Raw genomic sequence first — 13,037 nt, 5'->3', positions numbered from 1 at the left:
GGTAGGCAACTTGAGTGTAGGGGACAAGTGTACTTGTCCCCATAAGTGTAAGATTTTATTTCCCTGCCATTTTCGTTTTGGCGTCGGCTGCCATTAAGGCAAATACAGCGTATGCCGCGGTATTTTGCTTTAATTTTGCCGGATCGACTTTATCAAGCGTGTCATCAGCTGTGTGGTGATAATCAAAATAATCCGTGCCATCTTGGTGTAAAGCGAAGATTGGCGCCGATGTGGCATTTTTCAGCGGAATTAAGTCAGGACCACCATGTGCGCTATTCTTGCCAATATAAGTAACGCCGAGCGGCGCCAATTGCTTTGCAATCTCACGTACAACTGGTAAGGAAGCGGCATTTACGTTTGATTCAAACGCATACACTACATCTGCACCAAAATCGGACTCGGATGCGGCTACGATGCGGTCTAATTCTGCCTGATGCTTTTTAAAATAAGCTTTTGCTCCCCAGAGACCGAGTTCTTCTGCTGCAAATAGGACTACGCGGACACTACGTTTAGGGCGTTTTACATCGGCAATGTGCTTTGCTGCTGCCATCGTCAATGCAACACCAGCGCCATCATCGAGTGCACCAGTACCCAGATCCCAAGAGTCTAAGTGACCACCAATTAAGACATATTGCTCTGGAAATTCGGTGCCCGTGAATTCACCGATGACGTTGTAACTGGTTCCTTCACCTAAGTCCTCGGTTTGAATATTTAGCGCGACTTTAACGGCATGACCTGAGTTGATAAGGCGTGCTAGCTGATCTGCATCTGGGTTCGCAACTGCAGTGGACGGGATCTTTGTCACTCCCGCTTTATAGTGACTGCCGCCAGTGTGCGCGAAGCGGTGGTGGCTGGTGCTGACTGAGCGCATCATATAGGCGATAGCGCCTTTTTTAGCCGCTTCTACGGCACCGCTATTACGAGCTCTTACCGCAGGTCCATAGCCATTACCATCAATGTCGCGGTTCATGCGGTAATTAATAAAGGCTATTTTACCTTTTAAGCTATTGTCTGGCGCGGCAATCAGCTCATCGAGGGTTTCAAATAAAACTACCTCACCACTTAAACCATCTTTTGGTGTGCTGACGCTGTTACCGAGCGCGGTAAGGTGTAGCGGTTGTTCGCTCGGTATCAGGATTTTTGCAGACTCATGGTAGCGGCGCCATTCAGGAAAGGTCGCTTCCTCAAGCCAGACTTTGTCAAAGCCCAATTGCTCAAGTTGTTTCTTTGCCCAAGCTACCGCTTTTTTATCATTTTCGGTACCCGGTAAGCGTGGGCCTACTTCTGTGGTGAGGGATTCTAGTAGTTGCCAGCTTAGGTTGCTGTGGCTTGCGGCTTCTCTAACTTGTTTAACTTGTTCTAATTGTTGTGTAGTAAATTCTTCTTGTTGTGTAGTAAATTCTTCGGCTTGCAGTGCTGTGCTCAAACCTGCGCTTAATAAACCAAATGCCAATAGTGATTTAAACTTCATGATAATCCTTGGTAAAAATGGAGTTACCGAGAGATTAAAGCATAAATTGTGATGTAAGTCCGTGTATTGCGATGAGGGAAATTCATCCACAATCTAGGGGCGCTTTATCTTGGAATAATAGAGTAAAGCGGTTAGCGAATTTACACATTTGGTATAAAATACGCGATTAAGATAGCGAATAGGAAAGCACTGTGTCGATCACTTCATTTTCTCAATTACCTCTAAACCAAGCGCTTGCTCAGCGCCTTGTAGATCTTAACTACATAGTGCCAACGGCAGTACAGTCTGTGAGTTTAGCGCCGGCGCTGACTGGACGAGATTTAGTCGTGAAAGGGAAAACCGGATCTGGTAAAACACTGGTGTTTTCACTTGCGCTGCTGAATAAGTTGCAGCCTGACAGCAATGAGGTTCAGGCTTTGGTGTTATGTCCAACGAGAGAGTTGGCTGATCAAGTCGCACAAGAAATCAGAAAAGTTGCGGCTTTAATTGGTAACGTCAAAGTGCAAACACTCTGCGGAGGAACGCCAATTGAACCTCAAACTCGGGCGTTACAACATGGCGCGCATATTGTTGTTGGTACACCCGGTCGGGTTGAAGAGCATGTTTTTAATGGCTCACTCATGCTAACTGAAACGCAGACTGTGGTATTCGACGAAGCCGATCAGATGCTGGATATGGGCTTTACTGAAACGCTAGAAAGCATTCTAGTGTATGTGCCTGAAGTTCGACAAACACTAATGTTTAGTGCGACTTACCCAGACAAGATCATGAAACTGGCGAAGCAATATATGCGTGAGCCAGAGTTTGTTGAAGCGAAAGAAGAACAAGCACACCACAGCATTAAGCAAACCTTTTATAAATTAGACAACAATAAAATGCGCTTTAACGCACTGAGAGTGCTGTTAATGCAACACCAGCCGCAAAGCTGTATCGTTTTTTGTAATACCAAAGCTGAGACTAAGCGACTATTCGAAGAATTACGTCAAACTGGACTAGCTTGCGTCGAGTTACATGGCGATTTAGATCAAGGTGAACGTGAATGGTCATTGCTCACTTTTGCTAACAAGAGTGCCAATATTCTAGTTGCCACTGACGTTGCCGCTCGAGGGCTCGACGTTGAGGAAGTTGAGCTTGTGGTTAATTATCATTTGGCGCTTGAGCCGCAGACGCATATTCACCGTGTTGGTCGTACGGGTCGGGGTGAGCACAAAGGTATCGCAGTATCTCTTTATGGAGAAAAAGAAGCCTTCAAAATAAAACAGTTGGCGGAAATATATGGTCAAGAGCTAAAACATGGCACGTTGCCGAGTCATTCGCTGCTCGAAAAACCAGCCTATAAGTCGAATATGGTGACCCTCATGATTGAAGGTGGAAAGCAGCAAAAGCTTCGCAAAGGAGATATCGTGGGCAGTTTGACTGGTGAAGAAGGCATAAGCTTCAAGCAAATTGGTAAAATCAATATTTATGATGTGCAAACATTCGTGGCTGTAAAACGCGAGGCAGTGAAGCCTGCACTACGTAAGCTTAACAATAGTAAGATTAAAAATAAGCGCTATAAAGCCTTACGTGCTTAAGGCCTGCTTGAGTATTTCATACTCATTCATTAAGCGTTTGAATGTTTCCTCATCACCTGATTTATCCGGGTGATGAGTCAAGGCCAGTTTTCTCCAACATTGGCTTAACATCCTGCGATCATAACCTTTAGGAAGTCTCCAGCGCGTTTTAATCGCGTTTAATTCGTCAGGTTTGATGGCAAGTCGCTGGCGAGCGCCGCTAAATGTAAACTGTTGCCAAAAATTATCTAACAGAGCACTCACTTCTTCACTACTGGTTTCGTAATGCTGCCAGTCTAAATAATAACTTCTGAGCGGGTCATCTAACGCTAATGAATGTTCACCTAGTTGTGGAGCTAGATAAATATTGAGTGCTTCTACATGTAGATACAGGCCCTCAGCGAATACTTCTTGCTGGAGTTGATACAGGGCATTCATGATCAGGAAGTTACGTTTAAATAGATTTTTATTTTCATCTTCATCAAGGCGAGGTAGTTGCTGTTGTTCCATCAGAGCGGCGGCAATAGTGTGCACTTTTAAAGATTGATTTTGACAAATTAGTCTAAAAATAACATCTGTTAGCGGATTGAACATTGTCGCCTCTTTAGTCTTGGTGTATCTTCACACTACCACGCAGACTAAATGATAAGCAATGGAGAGCAACAATGAATTTATCGAGGCTACTAAAGCCCTGGTCTGTGTTTGCCTGTAGCCTGTGTTTCTCCAGTTGTTTTCAAGTTAACGCCACACTAAATGATAGCACCCTTGCTGAGCGGATCTCAGAGGTGGAGCAAACCACCAATTGGCAACAGCAAAAAATACTGGGCACTGAGTTGCTCACGGAGCAAAACCTAGGAAAGGCAAGAAAAGTAGAACTTTTGCTTAGTCTAGGTAAGTCTGCTTATAAACAAAATCAATTCAAAGATGCACTCGTTTTTCTCAATCAGTTAGAGTTGATAACGCAATCAGACAGACTGAGTGACAACCATTTTTCAGCGGTAAAGGTTCAAGGGATCTGCTACTTTTACCTTGGTCATTATCAACAGGCTATTGAGTTTTACTCACGGGCATTAGCGTTAGCTGAGCAACGTAATGTCCCCATCGAAATGGCTAATTTACATAGTAATTTGGGGTTGGCGTATTTTAATAGCTTCACACTTGACTTGGCACTACATAATTATTTAAAAGCAGATGAACTTTACCAAGAGTTTGGCGATGCTCAAGATCATGCCGATATTTTACTAAATATATCGGGTGTTTATATTCGTCAAGGTGCCTATGATAAAGCGGAAGAAATGCTCCATGAAGCCCTAAACGCATTCGTCGAGCTAAACGATGAATATGGTGTTGCGCTAGCTCAAGCAGATCTTGGCGTGCTATACACTGAGACTAAACGCCCCGCGCTTGCCAAAGCGTCGTACCAAGCAGCAATTACTTATTATGAAGCGCAGAACGATGTCCGCCACTTGTCATTTGAATATGGCAATCTTGCTTTATTGAGCTATTCACAAAACCAATTAGAATTAGCCGAAAAAGAAGCAAACTTTGCGCTCTATTATGCCGAAAAGGCTCAGAATCCTGCCAACCTAATGGAAGCTCAGTTCACCTTAGCACAAATTTTCTTCGCTCAAGGGCGGCTAACAGAAGCGCTGACTAATGCAGAGCAAAGTTTAGCGGCAAGTCGAGTTATGCATGAACAGAAAAGAGAGCGTATGGCACTTCGTTTGTTAGCGCTGATTGAGGCTGCACAAGGAAATATTAAGCGCGCTAGAGATTATGACTCACAAAATTTGGAAGCGCAAAACCGCTTGATGAATGATGACATGCTGAAAAGGATTAATGACTATCGTGCTAAGTATGAGGCTAGTGAACTTTCTCGAGAAGTCGAAGTGCTCAAGCAAGAACAAAAATTACAGTTGCTGAAAGAGGAACAGCGCAGCCAATTACAATTGTTGGGTGTTATCATCGCGATATTAACTTTACTGACAACTTTCGCACTCTATCGGCGTAAGGTTGAGCAAAGAGCAAAACTGGAGTTAAGCCAAAAAGTAGCGTTGAGAACATCTGAGCTTCAGCAAAAAGCGGATGAGTTAAAGGCGGCCAACCAAGTGAAAAGTCAATTTCTGGCAAACATGAGTCATGAAATTAGGACGCCACTTACCACGGTGCTGGGACATGCAGAAGACTTGTTGGTCGAACAAGATTTAAATGCTCAGGCACAAGCATCGGTCAGAACTATTTATAATCAAGGATTACATTTACGCGATCTCGTCAATGATATTTTGGATTTAAGTCGAATCGAAGCCGAGCGCTTAGAGCTAGAAGCAACTGAATTTTCGGTAAGCAGCTTACTTGCTGACTTATGTGATATGTTTCAACAAAATATACAGAGTAAGCAATTAGAGTTTATTGTCTGTGATCAGGTAAGGGCTAACGCTTATGTACGTTTGGATTACATTCGAGTAAAACAAATACTAATAAACTTGCTAAGTAATGCCCTAAAGTTTACCGAAAAAGGCCGTATCGAATTGGAGGTATCTGAAACGCACCATGGTTTACAGTTTGTGGTGAAGGACACCGGTATTGGTATGACTGAGCAGCAGATAGGTCGAATTTTTGATAATTTCCAACAAGCTGACAACAGTATAACAAGGCGTTTTGGGGGGTCTGGGCTGGGGTTAAGTTTGTCGAGCCAGCTTGCCCACATGATGAATGGTGAAATCAAAGTACAAAGTGTTGTCGATCATGGCAGTGTTTTCTCCTTCTGTGTCCCTTGTACTGTATACCTCAATACGGCTATTACCGAAATTCAAGAACCGCAGTCCAAGCAACCTTTGCTCTCAGGTACGGTGCTGGTTGTGGAAGATCACCCAGAGAATCGGCAACTATTCTCTCGCATGATAGAGAGAACTGGTGCGACGGTTATTGTAGCCGAAAATGGTGCTCGAGCGGTTGAACAGTGTCTTAGCGACTTTCCTGATCTGGTGCTTATGGATATTCAAATGCCAAGAATGGATGGGGTTGAGGCACTTCGGATCATTCGCTCGGCGGGCTACTCTGGTCCAATATACGCGTTAACCGCTAATGTGTTGATGGAAGAGGTAAAATCATATATTGACTCAGGGTTCAATGGTCACATTGGCAAGCCGATTAATAAAAATGAATTACTAGCGGTATTGAATACGCACTTAAACTTTGAGTCTGACGGCAAAGCGTATGAACTTAATATTGATTTATCGGATTTGCGAGATAGTTTCGCAAGCACTTTTGAGCAAGAGCGCTACTTGTTGATTGATGCGTGGCAAAACAAAGATCTGAGCACTCTTCAGACTATTTGTCATAAGTTGGCGGGGGCGGCATCCATGTTTGAATTTCCAGAGCTTGCAAGTATCGCTATAGAATTTGAGAAGGTATTAAAGCAAGGAAGTGAAGATCAATTTCAATCTCTGTTTCTTGCAATGTGTGATCAGCTAAAATCTCAAGAATCATTGGCCTCCTAAAATAGCTCTATATCGTCGGAATCATCCACCTTTAGATTATCAGGTTGCTCATCATCACTGATAGATACTCGGGAGCTGTCTTTTCTGGTATCGAGTTCTGGCGTGTAATCTGAAATCTTAAACATGGATAACTTTGAATGAATACTTTGCGAAAGGGCGATGAGGTCACGATTGGAGACGGCCTGTATTTTGGTACTTGAAAGGGCATCGGAATTCAGGTGTACCATTGACTCTATACTTTCTTGAGCTGCGTCAGAGGCTTGTTTCTGCTCTTCAACTTGTTGATGAATGTCATGGGACATTTGATTGATAGAAAGCATTGCGTTTTCTATTTCATCAACCTCTTTTGTCGACGCTTCGCTTAATTTCACGGTATTGGCGGTTTCTTGCAGCGCCGCTTGCATCAGCGCATGAACGGATTCTGTGCCGGATTGTATTTTCCTAATTACCAGACTTACTTCCTTAGTTGATTGGCTTGTTCTTGCTGCAAGATTACGCACTTCGTCAGCGACGACAGCAAAGCCTCGGCCAAGTTCGCCTGCTCGTGCGGCCTCAATTGCAGCATTTAGCGCAAGTAAATTGGTTTGCTCTGCAATACCGTTAATGACTTCAAGCACAGAACTAATTTCATTGCTGTCAGTTTTGAGCAATTCTATTTGTTCACTGGTTTTCTTGATGTTGTCTGCAAGTGTTAGCAGACTTTCTTGGCTTTTATCGGTATCTAATCGGGTCTGTTTCACTGCCGTTGTGGCATTCTCTACAGATGCGTAGATTTGCTCTAAACTCGTATCTAAACGCGCAGAAATCTCTAACATAGACTGTATTGAAGTAGCTAAGTATTCACCATGCGTATGTTGTAGTGTTGCCTTTTGTGTCATGGATGCATAGGTATCTCTTAAGCTATCCGCCATTGGGTGAAGTCGAGAAGAAGATGCGTACACTTCACTAATTATATGTTCTATAACGGCGAAGCAATCATTCATTAGTAGGCAGGACTTAGAAATATTTTTATCTTGTTCGTTAAAGCGATATGTTAGGTCGACACCATTGTCACTGATAAAATTGCGAACTAGATGCTCCATATCTTTTTCAGCAGAAGAGGCTTTTTTTAAACATAAGAATTGCAATAATGCCCCGAGTGTTAAAGCGCTAACTGCGACGGCCACTCTAGCCTCATCAGAGGATAGTAAGGTAATAGCGAGTGTTACTGAAGCCAAGTTAAAAAGCGTGACAGCGGCAATAATACGACTCGGCTTCATTCTAAGTCCCTAGGTTCATTATTCAAATTTGGTTTAAATTCACTAGGTAAGGTATAGAACAAAAACAGGCAGTTGGCGAACCTGAAACGCAAAAAGCCAGCATAAGCTGGCTTTTCAATAACTAGACTTAGAGTCTACTTACTTACGACGCATTGAGTCGAAAAACTCATCGTTTGTTTTGCTCATGGAAAGCTTATCAATAAGGAATTCCATCGCATCGATTTCACTCATTTCATGCACAATCTTACGCAAGATCCACATTTTCTGAAGTTCGTCAGTTTTCGTTAGTAGCTCTTCACGACGAGTACCTGAGCGGTTGAAGTCGATAGCTGGGAATACACGTTTTTCCGCAATCTTACGGTTTAGGTGTAGTTCCATGTTACCCGTACCTTTAAACTCTTCGTAGATAACTTCATCCATCTTAGAGCCGGTATCGATAAGTGCCGTTGCGATGATGGTTAAGCTTCCGCCTTCCTCAACATTACGCGCAGCACCAAAGAAGCGCTTAGGCTTGTGAAGTGCATTGGCATCAACACCACCAGTTAATACTTTACCTGATGAAGGAATGACCGTGTTGTATGCTCGAGCAAGACGTGTAATTGAGTCAAGTAGAATAATAACATCCTTCTTATGCTCAACTAAGCGTTTTGCTTTTTCGATTACCATTTCTGCTACCTGAACGTGGCGGTTAGCTGGTTCATCAAACGTAGAGGCAATAACTTCACCTTGAACAAGGCGCTGCATCTCAGTTACTTCTTCCGGACGCTCATCGATAAGTAGTACCATCAAAGTTGCATCTGGGTTGTTGTATGTGATGGACTGAGCAATGTTTTGTAGCAACATTGTCTTACCCGCCTTTGGTGGTGCAACGATAAGTGCACGCTGACCTTTACCGATTGGAGAGGCAAGGTCTAACACTCGAGCGGTAATATCTTCGGTACTACCATTACCGCGTTCCATTACCATACGCTCATTAGCATGAATAGGCGTTAAGTTTTCGAATAGGATTTTGGTACGAGAGTTTTCAGGCTTATCGAAGTTAACTTCATTAACTTTCAATAATGCAAAATATCTTTCGCCATCTTTTGGTGGTCTGATTAAACCAACGATGGTATCACCGGTACGCAGGCTGAAACGTCTAATCTGGCTCGGAGAAACATAAATATCATCAGGGCCAGCTAGGTAAGATGCTTCTGAAGAACGTAAAAAGCCGAAGCCATCTTGTAAAATTTCTAAAACACCGCCGCCGTATATATTTTCGCCGCTTTTCGCGTGCGCTTTCAAAATAGCAAAGATAATATCTTGTTTTCTTAAACGAGCTACGTTTTCAAGTCCCATGGACTCAGCCAGTTTTACAAGTTCATTGATTGACTTGTCTTTTAATTCGCGTAAATGCATATTGGTGGGTTCTTTATTACAGTTGTCATTCTCGTTAGTTTCACGAGAGAGGTTGATTTGATAAAGCTTAAAGGTTTGTGGCTTTATAAGTTAGCAGCTAGGCGTCGGGTCGTCCAGTGTTTATACAAATTTTATTCTATTAAAAATGATATAGATCAGCTTCACAACTGCGGCAGTTATGCCGCAGAGTGTGTAACAACCTGAATTACAGGTTGTTTTCTAGGAACTCAACGAGTTGAGTCTTAGATAGAGCACCAACTTTAGTTGCTGCTACTGCACCATCTTTAAACAGTAATAGTGTTGGAATACCACGGATACCGTACTTAGGTGGAGTACCAGCGTTTTGGTCGATATTTAGTTTGCCGATCGCTACGCGGTCACCGTGTGATTCTGCAACTTCATCAAGGATAGGCGCAATCATCTTACAAGGGCCACACCATTCTGCCCAGAAATCTACTAGTACAGGCTTGTCAGATTTGATTACGTCAGCTTCAAAGCTGTCATCAGTTAGTTGGATAATTTTGTCGCTCATTACGCTCTCCGTTAGAATTAGGCGAAATATTTAATGCGTATTTAAACACTCTTGTTTCTTATTGCAAGTTTAAACGTTATGCTTTATTGCTATGACTAAGACACATTTGACCAATAAAAAATTCAACGACTTTGCTTTAGCACCGGAAGTGGTCGCCGGTTTACAGGAAAATGGCTTCGAATTTTGTACGCCAATCCAAGCAAAGTGTATACCTTACATCTGTGAAGGCCGCGATATCGCGGGCCAGGCACAAACTGGTACGGGCAAAACTCTTGCGTTTTTGACCGCGACCTGTCATCGCCTATTGCAGACTAAAAAGGATAAAAAAACGCAACCTCGTGCAATTATTATGGCACCGACTCGAGAGTTGGCTATCCAAATACATAAGGACGCGCAAGTCATTGCGCCACGTTGTGATCTTAAGCTTGCCCTTGTATATGGTGGCGAAGATTACGAAAAACAACGGGCTCAACTGGAAAAAGGCGCGGATATACTAATCGGAACGACTGGGCGTTTAATCGATTTTTATAAGCAGGGTGCTTATAACCTCAATGATATCGAAGTGGTTGTGCTAGATGAAGCAGACCGAATGTTTGATTTAGGTTTTATCAAAGACATTCGTTATTTGTTCAATCGCATGCCAGGTCGTGAAGAGCGATTAAATCTATTATTCTCTGCAACACTGTCATACAGAGTGCAAGAGTTAGCATTCGAACACATGACCAATCCTATTCATGTGCAAATTGAGCCAGATGTTAAAACGGGCAAACGTATTCAAGAAGAGCTATTTCACCCGTCAACAGATGACAAAATACCTTTACTGCTGACTTTGATTGAGGAAGAGTGGCCAGAGAAGGCAATCATTTTTGCTAATACTAAGCACAGCTGCGAAAACGTATACGCATGGCTGAAAGCAGATGGCCACCGTGCAGGCTTGCTTACTGGAGACGTGAATCAAAAGAAACGCCAGTCAATTTTAGCGCAGTTTACGCGTGGCGATGTTGATTTATTGGTGGCGACTGATGTTGCTGCACGTGGTTTACATATTCCTGAAGTAAGTCATGTGTTCAACTTCGACTTGCCGGATGACAGAGAAGACTACGTTCACCGCATTGGTCGTACGGGTCGAGCTGGTGCATCTGGACATGCGATTAGTTTTGCGTGCGAGCAATACGCCTATAATTTACATGAGATAGAGGAATACATAGAGCATGCAATTCCTGTTTCTCATTATGATAAAACAGCACTATTAACTGACTTGCGTGCGCCTCAAGTAAATAAACGTCGTCATTCAGGCCATGGTAATAGTGGTAACAAGCAACGTGGTGGTGGTCGCCGAACAGGTGGCTACAGAAAACCACAATCCAAGTAAACTTGGATAGTAAAGTAGTAAGCGCTTAAAGCGATTTGTTGAGGTTTAAAAAGTGGCAAAGACTGCTTCGAAGGAAGATATTTACGCTGTAATAGACTTAGGGTCTAACAGCTTTCATATGTTGATAGCGAAACATATGGCAGGCGGTATTCACACAATTGGCCGTGTGAAAAGGAAGGTGCGGCTGGCATCTGGGCTTAATGACCAAAATGAATTGTCGCTTGAGGCGATGCAAAGAGGATGGGAATGCCTTGCTTTGTTTGCTGAGCGCTTACAGGATATCCCCAAGCAAAACGTTAGTATTGTCGCGACAGCGACATTGCGTTTGGCTACTAATGCTCACACATTTATCGAAAAAGCGGAGCAGATCCTTAATCATCAGGTAAATGTGATAAGTGGAGAAGTGGAAGCGAAAACCATTTATAAAGGTGTCGCTCACACATCCGCCTGTCAAGGTAAGCAACTTGTTATTGATATCGGTGGCGCGAGTACCGAAGTTGTGATCGGGAAAGGCTTTGATGCCTTGCTGTATAAAAGCTTAAATATGGGCTGTGTGACTTATCTAGATAGGTATTTCAGCGATGGCCTATTAAGTCTTGAAAACTTTGACGCTGCTGAGCAGGCTGCAAAGCAGGTAATACAGCCTATTCAGGCCAAATATAAAAAGCTTGGCTGGGAGTTAGCCATTGGTGCGTCAGGAACTGTTCAAGCCATTCAGGAAATTTTCGCCGCGATGGGCGAGAACGAACAACTGACGCTAAGCAAGTTGGAAGAAGTAAAGCTTAAAGCAATTGAATGTGAAACGGTGGCTGCGCTAACTTTACCTGGGTTAATTGAAGAACGCCGCTTAGTCTTTGTATCGGGCCTTGCTATTTTGATTGCACTATTCAAGTCATTGGATATTCAATCTATGGGTCTTGCCGGTGGCGCACTTCGTGAGGGTGTACTTTATAGTATGATCCCTGATTTTCAGGCTGTCGATATCTGTCAGCGTACATTGGATGGTTTCACTCAGCGTTATCATGTTGATACCGAGCAGGCGCTGCGAGTATACGAAGTGGTGTCTGATATTATCGCCCAAGTGTCATCAAGCTGGGGTCTGGATGAACAAGCGAGTCTGCACTTGGCAAAGGCAATCGCATCTCTTCATGAAATTGGCTTGCTGATTGACTATAAACAGTACCATAGACACAGCGGCTATATATTGGCGAATACTTCAATGCCTGGATATAGCAAAGCGCAAAAAGATATTATCGTTGCTATCGTTAAAAATCATAGAGCCGACCTTGTTGCCAAAGATTTTGATCGATTAGGTTGTCACTTTGAGTACGCTAAGCTGTTATGCGTCGTAGTTCGACTTGGTGTTTTGCTATCTATGCGTAGAAAAGACGATGTTCTACCTAAAGTAACAGTTCAAGCCAACAATGAAGAGAAAAAGTCCCTGACTATGCAAATGCCCGATCCCTGGTTATCTCTTCATCCGTTGATGCTAGCGGAGCTCGTTCAAGAAGCGGCTTACCTATCAAAATTCGGTTGGGAATTAAAAATAGAGCGCGTCTAGCGCTCTTTTTGTTTGTAAAACATGCAAAAATAACTGTCTTAGAGTGATTTCTATCCAAACGATCTGTTTTTCGCAACTTTCTTAAAAAAAAGGGTTGCACTAAAATCGGATCGCCCTATAATGCGACCCCACTGACACGGGGCGCCACGCTGAAAAGCAAAGCAGCAACGAGTTAGGGTCAAGTAAAACTTAAGTTCGAAACTTCTGCTAAAGAAATTCAAAATTAAGTGTTGACAAAAAATCGGGAATGCTTAGAATGCACATCCCTCGAAACAACGAAATGTTTCGAAACGTTCTTTAAAAATATGAAGCAATCATCTGTGTGGGCACTCGTACAGATTGAGTTCTAACAGCAGATTCTAGTTCGCTAGATGACGCAAACAAATTTAGA

General features: G+C 43.1%; 9 protein-coding genes. 4 read left to right on the top strand and 5 right to left on the bottom strand.

Features of this window, described 5'->3' with window-relative positions; all coding sequences use genetic code 11:
• Positions 1-55 precede the first annotated feature (55 nt).
• Positions 56-1,471, bottom strand: a complete 1,416-nt coding sequence (locus tag NH462_RS20090; RefSeq protein ID WP_253107541.1) for a M20/M25/M40 family metallo-hydrolase — start codon at positions 1,469-1,471, stop codon at positions 56-58.
• A gap of 191 nt (positions 1,472-1,662) precedes the next feature.
• Between NH462_RS20090 and dbpA the strand changes: the two genes are divergently transcribed.
• Positions 1,663-3,045, top strand: a complete 1,383-nt coding sequence (dbpA, locus tag NH462_RS20085) for an ATP-dependent RNA helicase DbpA (RefSeq protein ID WP_253107539.1) — start codon at positions 1,663-1,665, stop codon at positions 3,043-3,045.
• Here dbpA and NH462_RS20080 read toward each other — a convergent pair.
• Complete coding sequence (locus NH462_RS20080) at positions 3,034-3,618, bottom strand: DNA-J related domain-containing protein (RefSeq protein WP_010378167.1); 585 nt, start codon at positions 3,616-3,618, stop codon at positions 3,034-3,036. The genes dbpA and NH462_RS20080 overlap by 12 nt on opposite strands.
• A gap of 71 nt (positions 3,619-3,689) precedes the next feature.
• Between NH462_RS20080 and NH462_RS20075 the strand changes: the two genes are divergently transcribed.
• Positions 3,690-6,524 (top strand): response regulator, encoded by a 2,835-nt coding sequence (locus NH462_RS20075; RefSeq protein ID WP_010378168.1) that lies wholly within the window; start codon positions 3,690-3,692, stop codon positions 6,522-6,524.
• On the opposite strand, the gene NH462_RS20070 is transcribed toward NH462_RS20075, so the two are convergent.
• The 3 genes from NH462_RS20070 to trxA all read right to left on the bottom strand — a co-directional run bounded on the left by NH462_RS20070 (position 6,521) and on the right by trxA (position 9,713).
• Positions 6,521-7,783: a methyl-accepting chemotaxis protein gene (locus tag NH462_RS20070; protein ID WP_010378169.1), complete on the bottom strand. Its 1,263-nt coding sequence runs from the start codon at positions 7,781-7,783 to the stop codon at positions 6,521-6,523. The genes NH462_RS20075 and NH462_RS20070 overlap by 4 nt on opposite strands.
• 138 nt (positions 7,784-7,921) lie before the next feature.
• Positions 7,922-9,181 carry a transcription termination factor Rho gene (rho, locus tag NH462_RS20065; RefSeq protein WP_010378171.1) on the bottom strand — a complete coding sequence of 420 codons (1,260 nt, stop codon included), beginning with the start codon at positions 9,179-9,181 and terminating at the stop codon, positions 7,922-7,924.
• Positions 9,182-9,386: 205 nt separating this feature from the next.
• Positions 9,387-9,713 (bottom strand): thioredoxin TrxA, encoded by a 327-nt coding sequence (trxA, locus tag NH462_RS20060; RefSeq protein WP_010378172.1) that lies wholly within the window; start codon positions 9,711-9,713, stop codon positions 9,387-9,389.
• Between the two features lie 91 nt (positions 9,714-9,804).
• Between trxA and rhlB the strand changes: the two genes are divergently transcribed.
• Both rhlB and gppA read left to right on the top strand, forming a co-directional pair.
• Positions 9,805-11,085 carry an ATP-dependent RNA helicase RhlB gene (gene rhlB, locus NH462_RS20055; protein WP_017219421.1) on the top strand — a complete coding sequence of 427 codons (1,281 nt, stop codon included), beginning with the start codon at positions 9,805-9,807 and terminating at the stop codon, positions 11,083-11,085.
• 52 nt (positions 11,086-11,137) lie between these two features.
• Positions 11,138-12,646, top strand: a complete 1,509-nt coding sequence (gppA, locus tag NH462_RS20050; RefSeq protein WP_253107537.1) for a guanosine-5'-triphosphate,3'-diphosphate diphosphatase — start codon at positions 11,138-11,140, stop codon at positions 12,644-12,646.
• Positions 12,647-13,037: the final 391 nt, after the last annotated feature.

Origin of the sequence: Pseudoalteromonas sp. OANN1, from assembly GCF_024124685.1 — a bacterium.
GTDB classification, from domain to species: Bacteria; Pseudomonadota; Gammaproteobacteria; order Enterobacterales; family Alteromonadaceae; genus Pseudoalteromonas; species Pseudoalteromonas piscicida.
Note: the sequence above shows the minus strand (reverse complement) of the source record. Positions and strands in the feature narration are given on the sequence as shown.